This is a genomic window from Bradyrhizobium sp. SZCCHNS3052, from assembly GCF_032484495.1.
Taxonomy (GTDB): domain Bacteria; phylum Pseudomonadota; class Alphaproteobacteria; order Rhizobiales; family Xanthobacteraceae; genus Bradyrhizobium.
In genome coordinates, this window is sequence record NZ_JAUETB010000001.1 from 513,678 (window position 1) to 536,096 (window position 22,419).

22 protein-coding genes are annotated in these 22,419 nt (G+C 65.8%); 11 read left to right on the plus strand and 11 right to left on the minus strand.

Features of this window, described 5'->3' with window-relative positions; genetic code table 11:
• The first annotated feature begins 51 nt into the window (after positions 1-51).
• Both QX073_RS02315 and QX073_RS02320 read left to right on the plus strand, forming a co-directional pair.
• Complete coding sequence (locus QX073_RS02315; protein WP_315826214.1) at positions 52-1,227, plus strand: MFS transporter; 1,176 nt, start codon at positions 52-54, stop codon at positions 1,225-1,227.
• Positions 1,228-1,375: 148 nt separating this feature from the next.
• Entirely contained in the window at positions 1,376-1,726 is a 351-nt protein-coding gene (locus QX073_RS02320; RefSeq protein WP_315714667.1) for a hypothetical protein, read from the plus strand.
• A 21-nt stretch (positions 1,727-1,747) separates the two neighbouring features.
• Here the strand turns inward: QX073_RS02320 and QX073_RS02325 are convergent, their stop codons facing one another.
• Complete coding sequence (locus QX073_RS02325; protein WP_409998609.1) at positions 1,748-2,959, minus strand: alpha/beta hydrolase; 1,212 nt, start codon at positions 2,957-2,959, stop codon at positions 1,748-1,750.
• A gap of 340 nt (positions 2,960-3,299) precedes the next feature.
• Between QX073_RS02325 and QX073_RS02330 the strand changes: the two genes are divergently transcribed.
• On the plus strand, positions 3,300-4,673 hold the full coding sequence (locus QX073_RS02330; RefSeq protein WP_315826213.1) for an APC family permease: 1,374 nt from the start codon (positions 3,300-3,302) through the stop codon (positions 4,671-4,673).
• Position 4,674: 1 nt separating this feature from the next.
• Positions 4,675-5,913 (plus strand): hypothetical protein, encoded by a 1,239-nt coding sequence (locus QX073_RS02335; protein WP_409977895.1) that lies wholly within the window; start codon positions 4,675-4,677, stop codon positions 5,911-5,913.
• Positions 5,914-5,922: 9 nt separating this feature from the next.
• On the opposite strand, the gene QX073_RS02340 is transcribed toward QX073_RS02335, so the two are convergent.
• Together QX073_RS02340 and yidD are read right to left on the minus strand one after the other, a co-directional pair.
• The gene (locus tag QX073_RS02340) at positions 5,923-6,135 is read right to left on the minus strand and encodes a hypothetical protein (protein ID WP_315714664.1); all 213 of its coding nucleotides are present in this window, start codon (positions 6,133-6,135) and stop codon (positions 5,923-5,925) included.
• 161 nt (positions 6,136-6,296) lie between these two features.
• On the minus strand, positions 6,297-6,647 hold the full coding sequence (gene yidD / locus QX073_RS02345) for a membrane protein insertion efficiency factor YidD (protein WP_315749469.1): 351 nt from the start codon (positions 6,645-6,647) through the stop codon (positions 6,297-6,299).
• A 262-nt stretch (positions 6,648-6,909) separates the two neighbouring features.
• Here yidD and QX073_RS02350 point away from each other — a divergent pair, with 262 nt between their 5' ends.
• Positions 6,910-7,800, plus strand: coding sequence for a hypothetical protein (locus QX073_RS02350; RefSeq protein ID WP_316225264.1), 891 nt, complete (start codon positions 6,910-6,912; stop codon positions 7,798-7,800).
• A 110-nt stretch (positions 7,801-7,910) separates the two neighbouring features.
• On the opposite strand, the gene QX073_RS02355 is transcribed toward QX073_RS02350, so the two are convergent.
• Entirely contained in the window at positions 7,911-8,372 is a 462-nt protein-coding gene (locus QX073_RS02355; RefSeq protein ID WP_315714661.1) for an iron-sulfur cluster assembly scaffold protein, read from the minus strand.
• 226 nt (positions 8,373-8,598) lie between these two features.
• Between QX073_RS02355 and folE the strand changes: the two genes are divergently transcribed.
• The 4 genes from folE to QX073_RS02375 all read left to right on the plus strand — a co-directional run bounded on the left by folE (position 8,599) and on the right by QX073_RS02375 (position 12,403).
• On the plus strand, positions 8,599-9,306 hold the full coding sequence (gene folE / locus QX073_RS02360) for a GTP cyclohydrolase I FolE (RefSeq protein WP_315714660.1): 708 nt from the start codon (positions 8,599-8,601) through the stop codon (positions 9,304-9,306).
• A gap of 29 nt (positions 9,307-9,335) precedes the next feature.
• Positions 9,336-9,764: a phosphoribosyl-AMP cyclohydrolase gene (gene hisI / locus QX073_RS02365; RefSeq protein WP_315749472.1), complete on the plus strand. Its 429-nt coding sequence runs from the start codon at positions 9,336-9,338 to the stop codon at positions 9,762-9,764.
• A gap of 149 nt (positions 9,765-9,913) precedes the next feature.
• Complete coding sequence (locus QX073_RS02370) at positions 9,914-10,939, plus strand: lytic transglycosylase domain-containing protein (RefSeq protein ID WP_315826210.1); 1,026 nt, start codon at positions 9,914-9,916, stop codon at positions 10,937-10,939.
• Positions 10,940-11,227: 288 nt separating this feature from the next.
• Positions 11,228-12,403 carry a DUF2336 domain-containing protein gene (locus tag QX073_RS02375; protein ID WP_316200538.1) on the plus strand — a complete coding sequence of 392 codons (1,176 nt, stop codon included), beginning with the start codon at positions 11,228-11,230 and terminating at the stop codon, positions 12,401-12,403.
• A 273-nt stretch (positions 12,404-12,676) separates the two neighbouring features.
• Here the strand turns inward: QX073_RS02375 and QX073_RS02380 are convergent, their stop codons facing one another.
• The 5 genes from QX073_RS02380 to QX073_RS02400 form a co-directional block, all read right to left on the minus strand.
• On the minus strand, positions 12,677-13,261 hold the full coding sequence (locus QX073_RS02380; protein ID WP_316225265.1) for an Hpt domain-containing protein: 585 nt from the start codon (positions 13,259-13,261) through the stop codon (positions 12,677-12,679).
• 124 nt (positions 13,262-13,385) lie between these two features.
• Positions 13,386-13,931, minus strand: coding sequence for a response regulator (locus QX073_RS02385; protein ID WP_172107934.1), 546 nt, complete (start codon positions 13,929-13,931; stop codon positions 13,386-13,388).
• Positions 13,932-14,055: 124 nt separating this feature from the next.
• On the minus strand, positions 14,056-14,835 hold the full coding sequence (locus tag QX073_RS02390) for an NAD kinase (protein WP_315714654.1): 780 nt from the start codon (positions 14,833-14,835) through the stop codon (positions 14,056-14,058).
• Between the two features lie 161 nt (positions 14,836-14,996).
• Positions 14,997-17,150: an adenylate/guanylate cyclase domain-containing protein gene (locus QX073_RS02395; RefSeq protein WP_315714653.1), complete on the minus strand. Its 2,154-nt coding sequence runs from the start codon at positions 17,148-17,150 to the stop codon at positions 14,997-14,999.
• An 11-nt stretch (positions 17,151-17,161) separates the two neighbouring features.
• Positions 17,162-17,845 (minus strand): hypothetical protein, encoded by a 684-nt coding sequence (locus QX073_RS02400; RefSeq protein WP_315714652.1) that lies wholly within the window; start codon positions 17,843-17,845, stop codon positions 17,162-17,164.
• A gap of 233 nt (positions 17,846-18,078) precedes the next feature.
• On the opposite strand from QX073_RS02400, the gene QX073_RS02405 reads away from it, so the two are divergent.
• Positions 18,079-19,671, plus strand: coding sequence for a S10 family serine carboxypeptidase-like protein (locus QX073_RS02405; RefSeq protein WP_316200539.1), 1,593 nt, complete (start codon positions 18,079-18,081; stop codon positions 19,669-19,671).
• Between the two features lie 17 nt (positions 19,672-19,688).
• On the opposite strand, the gene QX073_RS02410 is transcribed toward QX073_RS02405, so the two are convergent.
• Both QX073_RS02410 and QX073_RS02415 read right to left on the minus strand, forming a co-directional pair.
• Entirely contained in the window at positions 19,689-21,077 is a 1,389-nt protein-coding gene (locus QX073_RS02410; protein ID WP_316225266.1) for a serine hydrolase domain-containing protein, read from the minus strand.
• A gap of 145 nt (positions 21,078-21,222) precedes the next feature.
• The gene (locus tag QX073_RS02415; RefSeq protein ID WP_315714649.1) at positions 21,223-21,768 is read right to left on the minus strand and encodes a tetratricopeptide repeat protein; all 546 of its coding nucleotides are present in this window, start codon (positions 21,766-21,768) and stop codon (positions 21,223-21,225) included.
• 290 nt (positions 21,769-22,058) lie between these two features.
• Here QX073_RS02415 and QX073_RS02420 point away from each other — a divergent pair, with 290 nt between their 5' ends.
• Positions 22,059-22,400, plus strand: a complete 342-nt coding sequence (locus tag QX073_RS02420) for a hypothetical protein (RefSeq protein ID WP_315749482.1) — start codon at positions 22,059-22,061, stop codon at positions 22,398-22,400.
• Positions 22,401-22,419 lie beyond the last annotated feature (19 nt).

Here is a 22,419-nt window from a genome sequence, read left to right on the forward strand (position 1 = left end):
GCATGAGACATTTTCATGCAAATGCATGAAATTCTCTGCTATTGAGGCGCGATGACATCCACTTTCGCTTCCGGGCGCTTTGCGCCGACCGCGCTCATGCTCGGCAATCTCGTCACCGGCTGCTCGGTGCTCGCGCCCGCCGGCCTGCTGTCCGAGCTCGCCGCGGATCTCGCTGTCGGCGTTCAGACGGCGGGACTCCTGATCACCTTCGGCGCGGTGGTGCTCTGCATCTGCTCGCCCTTGACCGCCTGGCTGACGAGCCGCTTCGATCGCCGCCGTCTGCTCGCAGCGACGCTCATGGTCCTCACGCTCGGCAATCTCGCCTCGGCGTTTGCGCCCGATTATGCGAGCCTGCTGGTGCTGCGCTTGGTGATGCTCGCGGTCGGCGCGCTCTATACACCGCAGGCCGCCGGGACGGCGGCGCTGATCAGCCCGGTCGAGAGACGCGGCAGCACCATCGCCTATGTCTTCCTGGGCTGGTCGCTGGCGGCCGCCGTGGGGCTGCCCATGATCACCTTCATCGGCAGTCATTCTGGTTGGCGGGCTGCCTATCTCGCCGTCGGTGCGGCCGGCGCGGTCAGCTTTGTTCTGCTGACATGGCGCCTGCCATCCGGCCTGAAGGGCGCGCCGGTTGCGTTGAAGACCTGGACCGAGCTCGGCCGTAACCGTCTGGTGGTTCTGCTGCTCCTGGTCACGACCCTGCAGATGTCGGGGCAGTTCGTGATCTTCACCTTCATGGGACCGCTGTTGAAGCGCCTGACTGGCGCGGACTCCAACCAGATCGGGCTGGTGTTCGCGATCTACGGCGCCTGCGGCTTTCTCGGCGTCGTCATCGCAACCCGGATCGTCGATGGCTGGGGGGCCTACCGGACATCGCTCTTGTTCACCTGCCTGATGTTCGCCGGTGTGTCGGCCTGGACGCTGGCGGCGGGCACCTACGGCCTCATGGCGGTGGCGGTCGCCATCTGGGGGTTGGGGTTTGCGTCCACCAATTCGATGCAGCAGGTTCGGCTGGTGGCAGCCGCGCCGCCGCTTGCCTCGGCGTCGGTGTCGCTCAACACCTCCGTGCTCTATATCGGCCAGGCCATCGGCTCCGCGATCGGCGGCAGCCTGTTTGCACGCGACCTGCTCGGAGCCACCGGCTACGTCGCACTGATGTTCCTGACCCTGGCGTTGCTGGCAATTCTGGCCAGCCGCCAGCGCGCGCGGACTGCGGTTCCGGCCTGAGCAGCGGGTTGGCGCTTGGCAAAGCCGGCCCGACCGGATTAAAGGCCGATGTCGTGGGGGGCTGCTGGGGCGTGGATTCTGCCACGGCCGGCGAGTAGCATCGACGGACGTCCTCGCGTGCCCACGGGTCGGATGAGAGAGATATGGCATGAAGAAGATGATGTTGAGCCTGGCCGCAGTGCTGCTGTGCACCCCTGCGCTGGCCCAGAGCGCGCCGATGGTCGGTGACCGTCCGCTGGTGCAGGTCAAGCCGAAGGGGACGAAGACCGCCGCCGCCGCGCCGGCCAAGCCGCAATCGGCGGCCGCCAAGCTCCAGGCCTGCCTGGAGATCGACGACGGAACCAAGGAGCGCCTGAACTGCTACGACGCCGTCATTCCGCCGGCAGCCAAGCCGAAGGCGATGAAGGCCAAGGTGGTCGGCGACTGCAAGTTCACCAAGGAAGAGGATGAGCGGCTCGCCTGCTTCAACGGCTTCGTCGAGAAGCTTCCGAAGTCCTGAGGCATTGCGGCGGCCTCTGTCTCAGCGGCTCGACACGCGGTTCGACATGTCCTGGGCTCCGGCCGCGATCCGGATCGGCGGCTGGGCGGCCGCCATCTTGACCAGCACATCCTTGATCGGGTTGCGGGTCCATGCCTGCGTGACGTAGTCGCGATGGGTGATGCCCTCGTCGGTCTCGACGAAGACGACGCTGCCCGGGCGCAGCGGCCGGTCCATGTCCTCGGAGACTTCGATGCCGCGATTGCGCAGCATCGCCATCAGTTCCTGATCATGCCGCGCCGTGTAGCGCGTGTAGGAGCTGATGAAAAAGCCGGAGCGGTTGCGCTCGACCCAGTTGGCGAACTTGTCGAGCTGGCCGTAGACCGCATCGAGCAACACGACGCCGCGCACGCGGTCGCCGATGCCGCCGACCTCGAGGCTCCAGGCCGTGGGAAGGAAGCCACCGCTGTAGCCGACGATCACGATGGGCATGCCGGCGAACGTCTTCGCGGCGGCCGGATTGCCGGTCAGGCGGGCGAGGCTGGCCGCAGCCTCGTCCATGAAGCGCTTGAAGCCGCCGGGCTGCCAGAACTTGCCGGCGCTCGAATCGGCGGCGTCGACGGCCATCTGCGGCGCGAGCAGCACCGCGTTGACGCCGGCCGCGGTGATCTGCTGCGGCACCAACTGGCGGTCGCGCACGTCGCGCTCCAGCGTGGCGCCGTTGCCGTGGAAGAACACGACGATCACGCCCGGCTTGCGCACATCGAATTGTTCGGGGACGTGCACCAGCACACGGCTGTCGTTGTAGGTCTGGTCCTGCCAGTAGACGCGGCCGGACAAGCTGCGGTGGCCGCGGCGCTCACCGTTGCTGACGTTCAGGAATGGCGCGTCGGATGCCGGATTGTTACCGAAATAGGGAAAGGCCGACGACTGCATGCTGACGAGGGTCGTCAGATCCTCACGCTGCCGCCGTTCCGACCGTTGCGGCTCCAGCGATGCGATCTGTGAGGGCGCCGGCTTCGGAGCGAAGTCGGAGGGCGTGTGAAGCCGGAAGCTCTCCTGCGCGGACGGGAAGCGGTCGCTGAATTCAGGTGCCGGAAAACGATCGTCGAAGGTCAGCCCCTGGGCCGTCGATGCGTTGGCGGCCAACGCCTCGGGATTGGGCGCCTTGCCGCAATGCGTGAAGGAAAGGCAGATTGCCAGCGCCGATGCCGCGCGCCACCAGAGGCACGAGCCCCTGCGCACAGACGTCACCACTTTCTCGTCTTCCCCGATCATCCGTCCCCAAAGACGCGTTCGAGCCGCAACACGGCTCTTCAACCAGCGGATTTCGTTCAACCTGCGCCGCCGAAATTGAGGTCGCGTTAAGGATCGTGTCCGGTCGACCCCGGGCGTACCGGGACACACCACGCGAACGTGTCGCGATTGTGGGACGGCCGGCGGCCCGATGCAATGCCGCAGCCCAGCCCAGCCGAAATCGGTTCAAAAATACCCTTGAGGAAGGTCATATTTAACGCCCGTTAACGATGTTTGAATGCTTCGGCGGGAACCTGGGCTGAGGCAGAGGAAGGGGCGCCGGGCGTCCCTCGACGAGATGGCTGCATCCGAGGCGGACGATCCCGGCCGGGGCCGGACAGACGGCGACCGGGTTCCATCCGTGTCCTTGCCGGTCGCGACCGCGATCGTCATCGCCGACATGATCGGAGTCGGCGTCTTCACCAGCCTCGGCTTCCAGGTCCGGGACATCCCGTCCGGCTTCTCCATTCTGGCGCTGTGGGCGGTCGGGGGACTGGTGTCGATCTGCGGGGCGCTGTCCTATGCCGAACTCGGCACGATGTTTCCGCGCTCGAGCGGCGAATACAATTTCCTCACACGGGCGTTCCATCCGGCGATCGGCTTCATGGCCGGGTGGGTCTCGGCGACGGTGGGCTTCGCGGCGCCGGTGGCGCTCGCGGCCATGGCGTTCGGCGAATATGGTCGGGCCGTCATCACCAGTGCTCCGCCGATGCTGCTCGCCACGGGTGCAGTCTGGCTCGTGACAGCGGTGCAGCTCGGCGGCATCAGGCAGTCGAGCCGCTTCCAGCTGTTGTCGACCATGCTGAAGCTCGCGCTCATCACCGCCTTTCTCATCGCCGGCTACACCATTGCCGCCCCGCAGTCGGTCACTTTCCTGCCGACCGCGGCCGATATCGGCCACGTGACGAGTGCGGCGTTCGCAACCGGACTGGTGTTCGTGATGTACGCGTTTTCCGGCTGGAACGCGGCGACCTACATCATCGGCGAACTGCATGCGCCGGAGCGGACCTTGCCGCGCGCGCTGCTGCTGGGCACGGTGATCGTTCTGGTGCTCTACATTGCGCTCAACGCTGTTTTCCTGCGGGCTGCACCGATGGACGCGCTCGCAGGCCAGCTCCAGGTCGCGAGCATCGCGGGCAGTCATATCTTCGGCGAGACCGGCGGGCGCTTCGTGGCCGCGATGATCTGCGTCGGACTGGTTCCTTCCATTGCCGCGATGATGTGGATCGGCCCGCGCGTGCTGATGACGATGGGCGAGGACATTCCGGCGCTGTCGGTGTTTGCGCGGCGCTCGCGTAATGGGGCGCCGGCCTATGCCGTGCTGTTCCAGCTCACGGTCGCCACCCTGATGCTGTTCACGGAAAGCTTCGAGGCGGTGCTGGACGTCGTCCAGTTCTCGCTGTTGTCCTGCTCGCTTCTCGCTGTGCTCGGACTGATCAAGCTGCGCATCGCGCAGCCCGAACTCACGCGACCCTACCGCGCCTGGGGCTATCCGGTCACGCCGTTGATTTTCCTCAGCGTGACCTTCTTCATGATGTACTATCTCATCACAACGCGGCCCTTGCAGGCAGGGCTCGGCGCAGGCGCAATGGCGTCGGGATTGGTGATCTATTGGTTCGCTCACGCGCGATCGCGCCGTATCGCCGCAACGCTCGCATCGGGTTCGGATTGAAATGCTGTTGGTCTTGAGAGTCTGGTTCGCCGTCGCATGTCTGATCCTTGCCATGAGCTTCGAGGCTCGGGCTCAGACCACCACGCCGGACGATACGGCGCGGGTGCTGGCGGGCATGCCGCCAGCAGCGGGCTCGCCGCTCCTGCCCTTCGTGCAGGATCCGGCGTGGCGGCGCCACGCGGCGTTCTTCGACAACGCCTTCAATCAGCTCGAGCAGCGACAATTGTCGAAGATCAGGGCCTGGGCGGATGCCAATCTGGCCGCGCCGCGGCCGTCGATGTTCTATTTCTTCTCGGGGCCGGATTTTCTCTATGCCGATGCCTTTCATCCGAAGGCAACGATCTATGTCCTGGCGGCACTCGAGCCGACCGGCCCGATCCCGGACCTGACCAGATTGCCCCGAGGCAGCATCGGCCCGGCGCTGTCCTATGTCGAACGCTCGCTGCAATCGGTCCTGAGCTTCTCCTTCTTCATCACCAAGGACATGAAGGTCGACCTGCGCGAAGGCGAGCTCGAAGGGACCCTGCCGATCCTCTATGTCTTCCTGGCGCGCACCGGCAAGACGATCCGCGAGGCCAGTCTGATCTGGCTGGACGAGAATGGCGGATTGCACGGCAACGACGAGGCGCCGACGCGCAATGCGACCAAGGGCGCGCGCATCCTGTTTGCCGGCGCCGACGGGGTCGCCAAGACGCTCTACTACTTCTCCAGCGATCTCTCCGATTCCGGCGTGAAGGCGAGCGGGTTGCTCAAGTTCTGCGAGCCGCTGGGGCCGGGCGACAGTCTCCTGAAGAGCGCGTCCTATCTGTTGCATGAGAACGGCTTCGGGCGGGTCCGTAGCTGGCTGCTGAAGAACAGCGCCACCATCATCCAGGACGATTCCGGCATCCCGCTCGCAAGCTACGAAGCGCGGGCTTGGCGTTTCCTGCCGTTCGGACGCTACGCCGGGCCGATCGACAAGTTTCCGGGCATGTATCAGAGGAGCTATGCGAAGCTGTTCGAGCGCGCGCAGCCGCTGGAGTTCGGGATCGGCTATCGCTGGCGCACGCGTGAATCGAATGTCCTGCTCGCGGTGAGATCGCCTCCGGCCGACGCGACAGTCTCGGCCGAAGCGAGCGTCCTTCCAGAGACGGATTACCAGCCGCCGCCGCGCGCCCGGCGCGTGCCGCGGGCGCCGGAGCCGGTTCCTCTCTATCCGCCGCCGCGGCGCGACGATTTCATCTTCTGGCCGAGATGGTAGGGGCGAATCTCACCAGTGCACGCTCTGGCTGGGCACGATGTAGGACGTCGTCGGCGGGGGCAGGGCGGTGCTGTCCGTGAGATAGCGCCAGGCACCGACAATGACGATCAACAAAGCGATGATGCAGAGCAGGTCCACCTGGCGTGCGTCATGATGGCCGGCATGATCGGGACCGACACTCTTGCGCGCTCGGTGGCTTCTGGGGCTGATTGTCCAGCGCATCGTTGTTTCCTCCCGAAGGAAGCGTCACATCAATGCCAGTCCAAGCGGCGCGGTTCCTGCTGACAGCGCCGTCGCATTATAGAAGCATAGTCCTGGCGTGGGATTTCGCCAGCGCCATCTGCGAGGTCGATCGATCGATTCGGTGCTTGTTGCGCTGCACCTCAGTTCGGCCCGTTGACGCCGCGCCATCGCGCATAGCGCCAAGGCAGGTACCAGCGGGCGCGCGCAGGAGCCGTCGTTGGGACGTTGTCGATGCCGGAGGTGCCAAAGGGCTGGCAGCGCAGCAGCCGGGCGAGCGTCATCCAGCCGCCTGCCCAGAGCCCGAAGCGCTCGATGGCTTCATCAGCATAGACCGAGCACGTCGGCAGGTGCCGGCAATTGTAGCCGACCAGCGGCGACAAAGTGTGGCGATAAAGCCAGATCAGCGCGTGAGCCGCGCGGCGCGGGAGTCGCCCCAGCAGCGACCCGATGTGCGCAGAATGGCAGCCGATGTCGGAGCATGAGTGCTTCATGAGCGAAATGCCAGATGGATGTGCGAGCTTCTGACCGGTTCCTCGGCAGGGAACCCTGCTCTCGTTCATTTGTGGTGATGTGATGCAACAATGGCCAGTTTTCAGCGGCGCCGCAGCACGCCGCAGCTGGACGGTCGGTGATTGCCCGGATACGTTTCCCGACAAGGATGTGACAGACTAATAACGGATTTGAGGCCAGCTTGTCAGGTCTTTCCGCAAGAAAACCGAGGAACTGCGTACCGAGCTATACGAGGGGGACGGATTGCGCGTGAGATTGCTGCTGTCGCATGAATTGCGCTGGATGCTACTCGGTGTGGCAGCGCTTGGTTTGGTGGTCGGTGGGGCGATCACCGTTATGTCCAACACGGCGCGCGCCGGCGGCGCGCTCGAAGAGCGCAAACTCCCGATGCGGTTCGGTTGGGTCGCCTGCGAGCCGAATTGCGGCTGGGTCAGCGCGGTCGGGATCGTTACCGGCGACACGCCGAAGGATTTCGAGGATTTCGCGAGGGATCGGGACCTGACGGGCGCCACCCTGGTGCTCGACTCCAGCGGTGGTTCGGTCAACGACGCCATAACCCTGGGTCGCCGGTTCCGTGGGCTGAAGATGCGCACCACGGTCGGCATGACCCAGCGTCCGAGCCGCGCGGGTGACCGGCCGCGCGTGGTGCCCGAGGCCTATTGCGAGTCGATGTGCGTGTTCCTGCTGCTGGCTGGAACCACGCGTTATGTTCCGGACACCGCCCATGTCCGCGTTCACCAGATCTGGATGGGAGACCGAGCGGACGACGCCAAGGCGGCGAGCTATACGGCGCAGGACCTGATGATCGTCGAGCGCGACATCGGGCGTCTCGCCAAATACACCTTCGACATGGGCGGAGCGGGCGATCTGCTGTCGCTGGCGCTGAACGTGCCGCCCTGGGAGGACCTGCATGAGCTGTCGCGCGCCGAGCTGCGCCTCACCAATATCGTGACCACGGATCTGGTCGCCGAGGTGCTGCCGCCAAAGGGGGCGGTGCCCGTCGCCGAGCTCGCGCCGAAGCCGCAGGCCAGGGACAAGCAGCAGGACCGCTTCCCGGCCGCGCTCGACAAGCAACTCTCCCGCACCGCCGAAGCGCTTCCGGCGGCGACGGTGGCGGCGACGCCGCCGCAATAGGCAGCGACGTCGCTGGCGAACCGGCGCCAGCGTCCGAAAGGGGCGACCGGTGCCGTCACCCTCGTGCGAGCTGGCTATGTGATTTCGACGTGCGGGGGAATGATGCCGCCTCAGCCCTGGGCCGCGGCCGGCTGCTCGCCGTTGGCTTTGGCCTCGATCTGGCCGATCGCGTCCACCACGGCATCGAACGTCAGCATCGTGGAGGCGTGGCGGGCCTTGTAGTCGCGCACCGGCTCGAGCAGGGCGATGTCGGCCCATTTGCCTTCCGGCGGCGCACCGTTCTCCTTCAGCATCCTTCTCACCGTCTCCCGCAGCTCGCGCAGCTCCGCGGCGCTGGAACCGATGACGTGGCGGGCCATGATCGAGGAGGAGGCCTGGCCGAGGGCGCAGGCCTTCACGTCGTGGGCGAAGTCGGTCACCACGGGCCCGTCCATCTTGAGGTCGACCTTGACGGTCGAGCCGCACAGCTTGGAATGGGCGGTGGCGGTGGCGTCCGGGCGGTCCAGCCGTCCGAGCCGCGGAATGTTGCCGGCCAGCTCGATGATGCGCTTGTTGTAGATGTCGTTCAGCATGTGCCTGACGTCCCGGAATTACCGGCGTGGCGGCCTTGGCGGCCGGGTTTCATCGCCCTATATTGCGAGTATATGGAAACGATTGGCAGGAATTCCAGCCACATCCACAGGCGTCCGGCGCGAGAGGCGCCAGCCTGCGTGTGGCACCTCTGCAGGTGACGCCCTCAAGGTGATGCTGTGCCGGTGACACTCCGGTCGGACCGCCGACCGGTCGAACGGAGTTGAGATGGACACTTTGATCAAGACGTTGCGCGCGAACAAGCCCGAGGGCAAGCCGTTAGACGCCAAGCTGACTGACCCCCGCGCTGCAGAGCTCGATCCTGCCGATTTTCTCGCCGCCGCCGTGCGGCCGGATCGGCCACGGCCGTCGCGCGCGGAAGCCGAGGCCGCGGTTTACACGCTCCTGAATTACATCGGCGAGGATCCGACCCGCGAGGGGCTGGTCGACACGCCGCGCCGGGTCGTCGAGGCCTATGATGAATTGTACCAGGGCTATCACCAGTGCCCAGCCGAGGTGCTCGACCGCACCTTCGGCGAGACCGCCGGCTATGACGACTTCGTGCTGATTCGCGACATCGAGTTCACGTCGCAATGCGAGCATCACATGATGCCCTTCTACGGCCGCGCGCATATCGCCTATACGCCGGTCGAGCGGGTGGTCGGCCTGTCCAAGCTGGCGCGCCTGACCGACATCTTCGCCCGCCGCCTGCAGACCCAGGAGCATCTCACCGCCCAGATCGCGGCTGCGATCGACGAGGTGCTGAAGCCGCGCGGAGTCGCCGTCATGATCGAGGCCGAGCACACCTGCATGTCGGTGCGGGGCGTCGCCAAGCACGGCGCCATCACCTTCACCAGCCGCTTCACCGGCATGTTCAGGGACAATCCGGCCGAGCAGTCGCGCTTCCTGTCCATGGTGCGGTCGCCGCAACGGTAAGCCTGCCAACCCGTTGAGCAGAGAGTTTCGTGTCTTCATCCTCAGTTGAGCGCGAGGAGGGCTTGGCCTTCCTGCCCAAGTTCGACGCGGCCGGCCTCGTCACCTGTGTGACGACCGATGCCGTGAGCGGCGACGTGCTGATGGTCGCCCACATGAACGAGGAGGCCCTGCGCAAGACGGTGGCGACCGGCGAAGCCTGGTATTTCAGCCGCTCGCGCAATGCGTTGTGGCGCAAGGGGGAGAGCTCGGGCCAGACCCAGCGCGTGGTCGAGATGCGCACCGATTGCGACCAGGACGCGGTCTGGCTGCGCGTCGAGCAGGCCGGCGCGGCGTGCCACACCGGCCGCCATTCCTGCTTCTATCGCAAGGTCGAGCGATCGGATGACGGCAGCGGTGCGCGGCTCGTCTTCGTCGATGCTGACCGGCTGTTCGATCCGGCCGAGGTCTATCGCAAGTAGGCCAGCGACCTGCCTCCGGGTCTGTCCGGTCGTTCATTGGCCCGGCCGGGCCCAGCGAATTAACTCGCCATTAACCATACCCGCCGCATTTTGCCGGACGTTTCCGGCGCGTTCGTCTGCCAGCGAATCTGCAAACAGCGGGTCTTCCCATGTCGGTCGACGCATCCAACTCCTCGTCCACCGGTTTCCTCGATGGCGTCCGGGCGAAGGTCGCCGGCGCGATCAAGCAGGCCGCTGACAGCGTCGGCACCAGCTTCGAATATCTGCTGTCGACCGCCAAGATGGAGTCCGACTTCAATCCGACCGCCGGCGCCTCGACGTCATCAGCGCGCGGGCTCTACCAGTTCATCGACCAGACCTGGCTCGGCACCGTAAAGGAAGCCGGCGCCGATCTCGGCTATGGCCAATATGCCGACGCAATCACCCGGACACCGTCGGGCGACTACACCGTCAGCGATCCCGCCATGCGGCAGGCGATCATGAAGCTGCGCGATGACCCGCAGGCGTCGTCCGCGATGGCCGCTGCGCTCACGCAATCGAACAGCTTCCAGCTCGCCGGCAAGATCGGCCGTCGGCCGACCGATGCCGAGCTCTACATGGCGCACTTCATGGGTGTCGGCGGCGCCGCGAAGCTGATCACCAGCACCCAGGAGACGCCGAATGCGTCGGCCGCGCGGATGTTTCCCAGCGCCGCCGCGGCCAACCGGCCGATCTTCTACGATCGTGACGGACAAGCCCGCAGCGTGTCCCAGGTCTATGCGGTCCTGAACACGCGCTATGCAGGCGCCGCCAATTCCTCGGCCACCCGGGGCGCGCTTGCACTCTATGGTGGGACGAATGTCGCGGCCAATGCGGCCGGCGGCGGCGCGCTGCCGACCACCGACACCGCAACCTTCCTGTCGATGTTTCCGGATGCGCGCGGCTCATCCCGGTCCGGCTCCTCGACGACGGCCGATGCGTCGGCGGTCAACCGGCCGGCAGATCCGATGTTTCGTTCGCTATTCCAGGTTGACGGCCAGTCGAGCCAGGCGGTCTCGCCGACCGTGCGCGAGCTATGGGGCCATTCATCGGTTGCCAGCGCGACCCCGTCGGACAGCGGCAGTATCGATGCCAGCGGCAATGGTCAGCGCAGGCTCGACCTGTTCAGCGATCCGCACGGCACCTTCTCGGGCTGATGCACCGGCGAAGGCGGTCGCGCTCGTCGCTGAACCATTGATCAAAAAGAACTATTTTGAAGTCCCGCCGCGGCTCGCGCCGCTGGCGGCGGCCGCATTTCCCCCGTCGGATTACGGCCAAATGCGGCGTTGAGTGGTAACATAGTATGTAAACAACCTGCCGCCTTAACAAAACATCAACAAAACCAGCCACTTATGGTGAACGCTTTGTTAAGCGTCGTGGTTTATTTTCGGTGCTGTTGAGGCCCTCGTGGCCTTTGTCTGCAAGTTGCGTAAGCCGGAAAGACCATGATCGTTCGGCAGTTTCTCAGTTGGGTCAGAACCGCACCCGCCGGTGAGCGGGCAGAGGCCACCAGGGCGCTCGCGCGGGCGTGGCTGTTGTCGGATCTTTGCGATGAGGATCGCGGCGCCGCGGAGGGCGCGCTCCTCATGCTGCTGGACGATCCGTCGCCGCTGGTGCGGCAGGCGATGGCGGAGGTGTTCGCCCGCTCGGAGGAGGCGCCGGCCGCCATCGTCCAGGCGCTCGCCACGGACCAGGCTTCCGTGGCCGCCATCATCCTCGAACATTCGCCGCTCTTGATCGATGCCGACCTCGTCGACATCGTCGCGACCGGCAACTCCGACACGCAATGCGCGATCGCGCGCCGCGTCGGCCTGCCGGCGCCGGTGTGCGCCGCGATCGCCGAGGTCGGCAGCGCCGCCGCCGCGCTCGAGCTGATCGAGAATGCCTATGCCGAGCTCGCGCCGTTCTCCTGGGACCGCATCGTCGAGCGCCACGGCCATCTCGCCGCCATCCGCGAAGCGATGCTGGTGCTGGACGACCTGCCGGCCGCGACGCGGGCGGCGCTGGTCGACAAGCTCTCCGAGACACTGGCGCAGTTCGTCGTCGCCAGGAATTGGCTCAGTGCCGACAAAGCAGGGCGCATCACCAATGAGGCGCGCGACCGCTCGACCATCACCATCGCGGCGCGCTCGCGCGGCGAGGAGCTGCGCGGGCTGGTCCAGCATCTGCGCGCAACCTCGCAACTCACCGCGGGCCTGATCCTGCGCGCGCTTCTCTCCGGCAACGTCGAATTGTTCGAGATCGCGCTATCGGAGCTCGCCGACATGCCGCGGGCGCGGGTGTCGGCGCTGCTCAATGATCGCGGTCGCGCCAGCCTGCAGGGGCTGCTGCGCAAGGCCGGCATTCCCGACACCACCTTCGACGCGTTCAGCATCGCGCTCGAGGTCTGCCGCGAGAACGGCTTTGCCGACACCTTGAGCGGAGCAGCGATCCTGCGCCGCAAGATGGTGGAGCGCGTGCTCACCCATTGCGCCACCGACCGCGACGCGGCCGCGCCGCTCTTGATCCTGCTGCGCCGCTTCGCCACCGAATCCGCACGCGACGAGGCCCGCGAGTTCTGCGACGAGGTGATGGCGGAGGATTTCGTCGCCGGGCTGGAGTTCGGACTGATCGCGGCCTAGCGCAGCTCGCCTGTTCGTCCGCGGATTCCTCAGCAGATAATCAAGGCCGACATCTATCCGCCCGTCATTCCGGGGCGCGCGAAGCGCGAGCCCGGAATCCATAACCACAGGGCAACGTGCCGAGGCAAGCTGTCACCGCTTGCGCGCCTCACATTCCATTCTATGGCGATGGATTCCGGGCTCATCGCTGCGCGATGCCCCGAAATGACGCCAGGATGGATGGTGGCCAACGATCCTGCGATGGAATGAATGGATAGTGAGCGGCCAGCCGGCCTATGGCTGATCGCTCGGCACGAGGCTCGGCGCCAGGATCGCTTCGAGATGCTCAGGCCGGTTGCGGTTGACCTGGATCAGATAGTCGTCCGCCACGCGGCGCAGCCGGCGGCTCAATTCGCTTGCGACCGTCGCGCTGTCATACTTCGTATGATCATGCACGATCGCCTGGATGGCGTTGACGTGATGCTCGAACAGCTCGGCGGGGACCTTTTCGAGGTCGGGCGCGTGCTCGATGATCCGGCACAGGCTATCGGCAACCTCGGCAGCGGCGGGATAGCCGAAGGTCGCTGCGTCGCCCTTGATGTCGTGGGCGGCGCGAAACATCTCCTCGCAGGCGTCGTCGTCGAAGCCGGTCTTGAGCACTGCTGCATAGGCCTTGGTCAGACGATCGGCCTCGGTGTCCATCCACGATTTGAACTCGCCGGACAGTCCGGCCAGCGCGGCTTCCGCGCGTGCGATCGGATCGTCGAGATCCTTCTCCTCGGCGCGGCGCAGCACCTTCTTCAGCGGATTGGGCTGGGTGATGACGTGATGCGAGGCGTAGGTCTTGACCTGGACCGCCGGGGCCTTGTCTTTCGCCATCTCGATATCCCCTGATGATGCCGACCAACGCAAATCGACTCACTTCCCCGATTCATAGCCGAGGACCTTGGCGCTCTGGGCGCCGATCCCCGGATTGCGTTAACGCGGGCTCACTGCCGCGCCCCTAAACTGCGGAGCGCGCCTTATCCAGAAGTGACGGCTGCTGGAAGATCTCCGCCTCGCCGCCGATCCGGCGCTCCGGCCCGATATAGGCCGTGTTGGTGTTGCGGCGCCGGTCCGGGCCGAAATAGGTCTTGGTCTTGATGAAGGGCCGCGGATTGGCGACCACGTTGAGGATGCGCTGATACAGGCCCTTGGCCGAGATCGGCTTGGCGAGGAATTCCGTGACGCCGGCGTCGCGCGCGACGGTGACGCGGCGCTTCTCCGAATGTCCCGTCAGCATGATGATCGGCGCGTAGGGATTGCCCTTGGCTTCCGGCTGCCGGATCATCTGCGCGAGCTCGAGGCCGTCGAAGATCGGCATTGCCCAGTCGGTGATGACGATGTCGGGGGAGAAATGAGTGTACATCTCGAGCGCGGTCGCGCCGTCCTCGGCCTCGTTGACCTCGCGGGCGCCGAACGAATGCAGCAGCGTGCGCAGGATGCGGCGCATGTGCGGATTGTCGTCGCAGACGAGAAAGCGCAGCTTGTTGAAGTCGATGCGGTACATTTGGCCGGCCCGAAGGGATCACCGGTGATGGCGGTATACCCGCATTAACCATACGGAGCCGCGGGTTAACAAAGCGTTGCGCGGGGCGGCCACGGAGCAAAAAGGCGCGGAAAACCGCCCGATGTCAGTAGCCGAACTGCTCGCTCAGGATCCGCTCTTCCAGGCTGTGGCCGGCGTCGAACAGCATCCGCATCGAGATCGTCTTGTCGGAGAGCACCTCGACCCGCTGGACGTTGCGGACCTCGTCATGGTCGGCCACCGCCGCGACCGGCCGCTTGTCGCCTTCGAGCACCTCGATGATCACATAGGCCGTGTTTGGCAGCAGGGCGCCGCGCCAGCGACGCGGCCGGAACGCGCTGATCGGCGTCAGCGCCAGCAGCGCGGCGTTGATCGGCAGGATCGGGCCCTGCACCGAGAGGTTATAGGCGGTGGAGCCTGCGGGCGTGGCGACGAGCACGCCGTCGGCGATCAGCTCCGGCATGCGCTCGCGCTCATCGATCAGGATGCGCAGCCGCGCCGTCTGTGCCGTCTGGCGGAACAGGTAGACTTCGTTGATGGCGTGGTGGATGTGAACGACGCCCGCGGCATCGGTCGCCCGCATCAGCAGCGGATGGATCACCGATTCCTGGGCCGCTTCGAGCCGTCCGTGCAGATCGATCGTGCTGAACTCGTTCATCAGGAAGCCGACCGTGCCGCGATGCATGCCGTAGATCGGCTTGCCCGAGCGCATGTGGTCGTGCAGCGTCTGCAGCATTAGGCCATCGCCGCCGAGCGCGACCACGACGTCCGCTAGGTCCGGATCGGAGTTGCCGTACAGCGCGGAGAGCTGCGTCAGTGCGGCCTGGGCTTCGGCACTCGGACTCGCGACGAAGGCGATCCGCTCATATCGCTTGGACGTGGTCATGCGTCGCAGGGCTCGCTGGTCGGTTGGCCGGTGACAGGCGCCGTGTCGTCTAGCCGACCTTGCCCGTGCTTGTCCATCGCGGCCGGTATCCTGGGGCAATGGGGCCGGGATGAGGCTGATATGGCCCGGACGTGCGCGCACGCACGGAAGTCATCGTGGCGTCATTTTTCCTGCAGGCTGCGCACTGGGTCCCAGGCCAGGGATCCGGTCGCCAAGCTTGCTTTCACGCGTTCGGCGAAGAAGTGGCTTGGCCGATCGCTCAGTGCGCTTTGCGCGAAGCGGTCGACCGCTTGCGGCAGCTCGCCGGCGCGCCAGTGCGCAAGGCCTGTGGCATAGCTGGTGAGGAGGGCCTGTTCCTCCGGCGTGAGCTCGGCTGCGCGGCCATGCAGCTCGTAGATATTCAGTGACTGCTCGCGGCCCTTGACCCGGATGGTGTCGAGCTCGCGCCAGGCAAACTCGGTGCCGGCGAGCGCCACCGTGCTCTCGGAGGCGATGATCGTGGTGCCGTAGAATTTGTTGGCGCCCTCCAGCCGCGAGGCCACGTTCACGGCGTCGCTCATGACGGAGTAGTTGAAGCGGCGTTGCGAACCGAAATTGCCGACCAGCGCGGCGCCGCTGTTGATGCCGATGCGCTGTGCCACCTTGATGCCCTGGAACGCCGTCGACGAATGGTTGAGCTCGGCGAGCTTCGCCTTGCAGTCGAGCGCCGCACGCGCCGCGCTGCGCGCATGGTCGGGATCGTCGAGCGGAGCGCCGAACACGGCGACCACGGAGTCGCCGATGTATTTGTCGACATAGCCGTCGTGGCTTTCGATGACGTCGGTCATGGCCGAGAGATATTCGTTGGTGAGCGCCATGAGCTGCTCCGGCGTCATCTGCTCGGCGAGGCGCGAGAAGCCCTCGATGTCGGAGAAGAACACGGTGACCTCGCGGGTCTCGCCGCCGAGCTGCGGCAGCCGGCGCGAGGCGAGCATGCGGTCGATCTCGTGCGGTGCGAGGTAATAGGCAAAGCTCTTCTGCAGCAGCCTGCGGTCCTTGTCGGTGACCATGAAACGATAGCCGGTGGTCGCAGCCAGCGCGAGCACGCCGGCTGCGAGCGGCTCCGTCAAGGGCAGCCCGTAAGAATGGTCGAAGAGGATGGTGGCGAGCGCGGTATAGAGCAGCGCGAGCCCTGCCAGGATTGCCGCTGCAGAGGCGGGGCGCAGCAATCGGGCGAGCAGCGCAGCCAGCAGGGCGATGGTTGCGGCGATGGCGAAGATCGCTGGGCGTCCGAGCTCGGTGATCGCGTCGTGCCGAACCAGATTGTTCACCGCCGTGGCGTGGATGTAGACGCCGGCAATGGTGCTGCGGGCGAACGTCTCGGAGATCCTGCGCTCGTCCAGAACGCAGCGCGGCCGCCGCGCGCCCTCGGCGCGGGTTGCGAAGCGCTTCGAGGTGAGCCGCCGATCCTCGATCCCGACGGTGCCGAGCAGGACGACCTTGCCGGCGAACTCGCGGCGAAAATAGTCCTTGTCGCCCTTGAGCGCGCAGGCGCGCAAGTCGGCAAACGAATAGGTTGGAATGTCCTGCGCGCCGCCGGCGAAATTCAGGGTCATGGTGCTCGGCACGCTGCCGGGCACCTTGTACGCACCGAGTGTGACGCCATCGGCGGCAATGACCGGCGCGGTGCTGGTTGCGCGCCCCGCCAATTCCAGCGCCATGCTCGGAACGGCCTTGCCGTCGACCGACAGCGTCAGCGGATGGCGGCGGACGACATCGTCGCTGTCGGTATAGGTGTTGAGCGGACGAAGGTTCTGCTGCTGGCGCACCGCGATGCGCTGTCCGGGCGCGGGCAGGATCGGCGGCTCGGCAAAGATCTCGCCCAGCACCACCTTGCCGCCGGCGGCCGCGGCCGCGAGCGCACGCAGGAAGTCGCGATCGAAGCCGCGCGTCTTCTCGCCGAGAGTGCTGTCGCCGAGCGGAATCTCCGACTGCTCGATCGAAGTCTGGAACACGATGTCGAAGCCGACCACCTTGGCGCCGCCGTCGAGGACGGCCGTCAGCACGCGCCCGATCTCGCCGGTCCAGGTCAACAGCGGCGCGCCCTTGAAGGGGGGCGCCTGGTAGCTCTCCTCGTCGACCGCGATCACCACCGCCGGACTCGCTGCTGCATCGTGACGGTTGCCGAAGGTCTCGAAGCGCAGCCATGTCAGTGCATCCAGCGACAGGCCGCGGCCGCGCTCGAAGAGGGGCGACACGAACAGGCCCGCGCACGCCAGCGCGATGGCGATGACGGCAAGCGCGTCGCGCGTCCGGCGTCCGATCGCCACCGACAAGAGCTTTCGGCTCAGTTGAACCGGATCAATCGCCCGACCGCAGGGCCGGGGCCTGCCTTGGCCTGTGCATCGACCTTGAACACGATGCGCAAGTTGCTGAAGCTCGCGACATAGGTGCCGCCGGGCGTGAGCGGGTGACTGGTGCCGGCGAAATCGTAGAATCGTCCCTTGTATTGCCGGCCCGAGAGCTCGACCTGCTGGCGCTCGCCGGGCTGGTCGAGGCGTTCGACGGTCAGCGTGCCGCGCCCTTTGGCCTCGAAGATGGGCGACGCGCTGTAGATGATCGCCTGCGCCACCGGCGCGCTGTCCGGTCCGACGCTGCGCACGATCGTCGCCGCGACCTCGCTGGTCTCGCGCGAGGTGGCCTGTGCATGGCTGGCGTCGCAATTGACGATGTCGCTCTTGAGCGTCGCGCCGTCGACCGTGCTTTCGCCGGGGCCGACGGTGACACTGCCGGCGCCGTTGACCGTCTCGCGCCGGCACGATTTGAGGTAGCTCATCACCACGGCGCCATCCGGGCCGAGCTTGATCACCTGGCCGGGCGCGACATAGTCCATCAGCTCGGCGCCGGCCACATCACCCTGGACGTCCTCGACCAGCGCCGCCGGCGGACCGGCCCAGGCTGCCGGCGATCCGATCACGGCCGGTCCGGCGAGCCCGGAGAGGGCTGCGATGATGAGCGTCGGCAACTTCATGATGAACTCCGTGATCGCAATCGGCGGCGGCCTCTTGCCCCAAACCTGGGTGTCCCAGTGATGGGACGTCGGAGGCGATGGAGAGGTTCGAGCCCATAACACACCTGAGGGGAACAGGCACTGGTGCGGATGTGACTTGGATCACGGAAGAGTTGCTTGAGCTTGCCTCCAAGCCGCGGTTCATGCCCTTGCAGAGGTGGCGTGTTGCGCCAAGCGCCTAGGGGAGTGAGCTGATGGCAGGGATGAGATCATCCGTCGCGTGGCCGAGACTGATGGCTTTGGCCTTGACGGCACTGCTCGCCGGCCCGGCCCTGCACGCCGAGGATGCGCCACCGGCGGCGCACGACGCCGCAGCGCCGGGCTCGCATCGCACCGGCTCGGCCGGAAATCGCGCCGCGAGCCCGCCCGGCTCAGCATCGACCGCCGAGCAGCACAAGCTGCCGCCGGACTCTACCACGACACAGAAGCTCGAACTGCCCGGCCGCACGCTGTCGTTCACGGCGACTGCCGGTTCGGTCCGCCTGTTCGACGACAAGAGCGAGCCGCAGGCCGACATCGCCTACACTTCGTATCAGCTCGATGGCGCCGACCGCGCCAGCCGCCCGGTGACCTTCTTCTTCAACGGCGGGCCGGGTGCCTCGTCCGCCTATCTGCAGCTCGGCAATGCCGGTCCGTGGCGGATCGGAATCGATGCGGCCAGCGTGACGCCGTCGTCGAAGCTGGAGCTGATGCCGAATGCAGACACCTGGCTCGACTTTACCGATCTGGTGTTCATCGATCCCGTCGGGACCGGCTACAGCCGTTTCGTCGCAACCGGCGACGAGGTGCGCAAACGGTTCTTCTCGGTCGACGGCGACGTGCGTTCGCTGTCGCTCGTGGTGCGTCGCTGGCTGGAGAAGCACGACCGTCTCGCATCGCCCAAATTCATCACGGCCGAGAGCTATGGCGGCATTCGCGGTCCGAAGATCGTCAACAACCTGCAGCATGACCAGGGCATCGGCATCAGCGGCCTGATCCTGCTGTCGCCGCTGATGGACTTTCGCGACTATTCCGGCTCGAGCCTGATGCAATATGTCGCGAGCCTGCCGAGCTATGCGGCCGTCGCGAAGCAGATGAAGGGGCCGGTGACCCGCGCCGATCTTGCCGATGTCGAGCGTTACGCCAGCGGCGACTTCCTGCTCGATCTCGTCAAGGGCGAGGCCGATACGGAAGCCACCAATCGGCTCGCCGACAGGGTCGCGACCCTGACCGGCATCGACCAGGTGGTCAGCCGCAGGCTGGCCGGCCGCTTCGACGTCTCGGAATTTCGCCGTGAGTTCGACCGCAAGAACGGCCGCATCACCGGGCGCTATGACGGCTCGGTGCTGGGCATCGATCCCTATCCGGATTCGAGCCACTCGCGCAGCTCCGATCCATCCGGGGACGTGCTCACCGCGCCGTTGACCAGCGCCGCGGTCGAGCTGACGACACGCAAGCTGAACTGGCACCCCGACGGCTCCTATGAGCTGTTGAGCGGGGCGGTGAACCGGTCATGGGATTTCGGAAAGGGCACCAACCCGCCGGAGTCCACCGGCGAACTCCGGCAGATTCTCGCGCTCGATCCCAAGCTCAAACTCCTGGTCGGCCACGGCCTGTTCGATCTCGCCACGCCATATTACGGCTCGAAGATCCTGCTCGACCAATTGCCGGCCTTCGCGCGGCCGCCGCGGGTCAAGCTCGTGGTCTATCCGGGCGGCCACATGTTCTATTCCCGCGACGATGCGCGCAAAGCCTTCCGCGGCGAGGCCGAGGCGTTGATGAAGGAGGGCAGGGAGGAGGCCCGATGAGTGCAGCGACACCCGGGCTATGAGTCTTTCTTGCGCCGGCCCTTGGGATATTTCCGCTCCATCTCGGCCTTTACCACGCGCTCCGGCCGCACCCGTGCGCCGGCGAGCCAGATCTCGCTGACGCCGGACTTGGTGCGCACGCGCCGCACCGCCTCACCATGGCTGGCATAGCCGGCCGCGTGCACGATGCGCCCGGTGTCGCGTCCGGTCACCTCGATGCGGGCGGCATCGAGGAACGGGTTGATGAATACCGGATTGGCGACCATGACCTTGTCACCAAACGGGACGAGATCGACGGCGCCCCACAGCGTCCACCAGCGGCCGGTCCAGTCGCGCGTCTTGCGCGACGGCGCGCCGTGGGTGGCGAAGGCCTGCAGGATGAACTTGACGCCATTGGCCCAGCCGGGTGCCCAGCCGTCGACGGCATTGGTCAGCACGGTGATCGTGATGTCGCGGGCGGGAATGACCGACGTCCGCGAGATGTAGCCCTGGAAGCCGCCGCCATGGCCGAACCAGTCGAAGCCGGCCGTTGTCCCGCTCATGAGCGCCAGGCCGTAATAGGCCTCTTCGACGTCCTGGGGCACGCGCCATTGCCGGCGCACCATCTCGCGCCGGCTCGCGACCGACAGCAGGCTCTTCTTCGCGTTCGGGGCAAGCTGGGCGAAGAAGCGGGCGGTGTCGGCCGCGGTCGCGACGATGCCCGCTGCCGGCATGATCGCGTTGGTCGGATTGTCGCCGGGAATCACGACGCGGCGGCCCACGGGGACGACGCGTGAATGGCCGCGCGCGAACGGGACACTCTTGCCGAGCAGCGTCATGTCGGGCGCGCTTTCTCGCAAGGCCAGCGGCGTCATGACCTCGCGCTGCAGCCAGGCCGGGTAGGGCTCGCCGGTGATCGCCTCGATGACCAGGCCGAGCAGGCCGTAGCCATGGTTGGAATATTTGAACCGGCTGTTGGGATCGATCGCCGGCGGCTGCTTCAGCTCGGCCAGCAGTTCGTCCTTGTCGAGATATGACCGGCCATCCGTGAACTGGCCGGAATCCTTGCCGTCACGGATCAGGCCTGCCGTGTGCGACAGCAGCTGGTTCAGTGTGGCCGCGGCGACATCCGGATGCAGATCCTCGACGTACTGTCCGACGGTGTCGTCGAGCTTCAACCGCTTCTGCTCGCGCAGGCGCATGATGGCGGCGGCGGTGAACGCCTTGGTGTGCGAAGCGATACGGAAGCGGTGCCGCGGCGTCAGCTTCTCGCCGCTGTCGAGATTGGCGTGCCCGAAGGCCGCCTCCAGCACGATCTCACCGCGATGGGCGATCGCAATAATGCAGCCGGGTTGCTCGGAGACCGCGACCTGAAAGGCCAGCCAATCCCTGATGTAATCGAGTGCTGCGCCAAGCCAGGACTCCACGAGGCAATCTCCCATTCAAAAATCTGATGAAAATCGTCTGCACGAGGTTTCATCCATAGCGGATCAACGACAGCGGACAAACGAAAATGGCGCAACCCTTTCGGGTTGCGCCACTGTCCAGATCGGAGCTGGTCCGATCGCGTCGTCAGTAGACGAGGCCGGTGCCCGGCTGCTTCTCGAGCGCGTCGGCCAGCGAGCGATATTCGGGGCTGTTGGTGCCGGCGAGCTGCGCGACCTTGTCGAGGTGGTACTTGGCCTGCTCGCGGTTGCCCTGTTCGAGCTGCCACAGGCCGTAGTACTGCCAGGTGCGCACGTGGTTCGGATCATCCGCCAGGGCCTGCTCGTAGTACTGCTTGGAGGCCTGGTAGTTGCCGAGCTTGCGGTAGGAGTAGCCGATCAGATTGGCAACGTCGGCGACGTCCTCGCGGTTCAGCGCCTTGAGCTGCTGGATCGCGGTGGCGTAGTCGCCGCGATCATAGATCGAGGTGTAGGCCGTGCGATAGGCCGCCAGGAACTTCGGATCTTCGATGCTCGAGCTCTTGTCCTTCTTCTTCTTGCCCGAATCCGACGCCGGCGGCGACGACGGGGTATCGCTGCCCGCGGCATAGGCCTTCGACAGAAGCAGCGGCCCGGAGGCCACGGCCATCGAGAACAGAGCCAGCGTGGCAATCCTGAGCGCAGACTTTTTCATTCGTATCTCCCGAGTTGTCGATCCAACAGGTGACTGCGTACGGGGAAGAACTCCCGCAGCTGCGAAATATTCCCGGCCATTTGCGCGGATTTTGCGCCGCGATCGGTGCATTATACGGACGACATGATGACAGACCAGTCACCTCGATGACTATCCCTTCATGTCCATGAACCGAAAACAGCGCTTTACTTCAGGGTGGGTTCAGTGCCGGTTCCCTATCGTCGTCTCCATGATCACGAGCCCATCCAGACTGGATGGTGCCTCCAGATCTTCACATCACGGAGACGACCATGCTGAAGTCAATGTCTGTTGCGCTGCTCGCCGCGTCGATCCTGACTGCGCCCGCGTTCGCTGCTGGTGCTGCAAAAACCGATACGTCCGCGAAGTCCAGCCAGACCACTGGCACCGCGAAGACCGATGTGAGCAAGACCGATGCGGCCAAGACCAACGCCACCAAGCCGGGCGCGACGCAGGCCGGCGACAAGGCGAACGAGATGAAGCCCACCGTCGGCAAGACGAAGACCAAGCCGCATGCCTCGCTTGTCCGCCACAAGCATCGCCACGTGGCGCATCTCAGCCATCACAACAAGGTGAGCTTCAAGCGCGTGACGCCGGCGACCCGCCGCGGCTGATCCGGCCAAGGCCACGCAG

What these genes read in the sequence shown, in the direction of transcription:
- QX073_RS02315 (WP_315826214.1), top strand. Translation starts at nt 52, where the DNA reads ATGACATCCACTTTCGCTTCCGGGCGCTTTGCGCCGACCGCGCTCATG.
- QX073_RS02320 (WP_315714667.1), top strand. Translation starts at nt 1,376, where the DNA reads ATGAAGAAGATGATGTTGAGCCTGGCCGCAGTGCTGCTGTGCACCCCT.
- QX073_RS02330 (WP_315826213.1), top strand. Translation starts at nt 3,300, where the DNA reads ATGGCTGCATCCGAGGCGGACGATCCCGGCCGGGGCCGGACAGACGGC.
- QX073_RS02335 (WP_409977895.1), top strand. Translation starts at nt 4,675, where the DNA reads ATGCTGTTGGTCTTGAGAGTCTGGTTCGCCGTCGCATGTCTGATCCTT.
- QX073_RS02340 (WP_315714664.1), bottom strand. Translation starts at nt 6,135, where the DNA reads ATGCGCTGGACAATCAGCCCCAGAAGCCACCGAGCGCGCAAGAGTGTC.
- yidD (WP_315749469.1), bottom strand. Translation starts at nt 6,647, where the DNA reads ATGAAGCACTCATGCTCCGACATCGGCTGCCATTCTGCGCACATCGGG.
- QX073_RS02355 (WP_315714661.1), bottom strand. Translation starts at nt 8,372, where the DNA reads ATGCTGAACGACATCTACAACAAGCGCATCATCGAGCTGGCCGGCAAC.
- folE (WP_315714660.1), top strand. Translation starts at nt 8,599, where the DNA reads ATGGACACTTTGATCAAGACGTTGCGCGCGAACAAGCCCGAGGGCAAG.
- QX073_RS02370 (WP_315826210.1), top strand. Translation starts at nt 9,914, where the DNA reads ATGTCGGTCGACGCATCCAACTCCTCGTCCACCGGTTTCCTCGATGGC.
- QX073_RS02375 (WP_316200538.1), top strand. Translation starts at nt 11,228, where the DNA reads ATGATCGTTCGGCAGTTTCTCAGTTGGGTCAGAACCGCACCCGCCGGT.
- QX073_RS02380 (WP_316225265.1), bottom strand. Translation starts at nt 13,261, where the DNA reads ATGGCGAAAGACAAGGCCCCGGCGGTCCAGGTCAAGACCTACGCCTCG.
- QX073_RS02385 (WP_172107934.1), bottom strand. Translation starts at nt 13,931, where the DNA reads ATGTACCGCATCGACTTCAACAAGCTGCGCTTTCTCGTCTGCGACGAC.
- QX073_RS02390 (WP_315714654.1), bottom strand. Translation starts at nt 14,835, where the DNA reads ATGACCACGTCCAAGCGATATGAGCGGATCGCCTTCGTCGCGAGTCCG.
- QX073_RS02400 (WP_315714652.1), bottom strand. Translation starts at nt 17,845, where the DNA reads ATGAAGTTGCCGACGCTCATCATCGCAGCCCTCTCCGGGCTCGCCGGA.
- QX073_RS02405 (WP_316200539.1), top strand. Translation starts at nt 18,079, where the DNA reads ATGGCAGGGATGAGATCATCCGTCGCGTGGCCGAGACTGATGGCTTTG.
- QX073_RS02415 (WP_315714649.1), bottom strand. Translation starts at nt 21,768, where the DNA reads ATGAAAAAGTCTGCGCTCAGGATTGCCACGCTGGCTCTGTTCTCGATG.
- QX073_RS02420 (WP_315749482.1), top strand. Translation starts at nt 22,059, where the DNA reads ATGCTGAAGTCAATGTCTGTTGCGCTGCTCGCCGCGTCGATCCTGACT.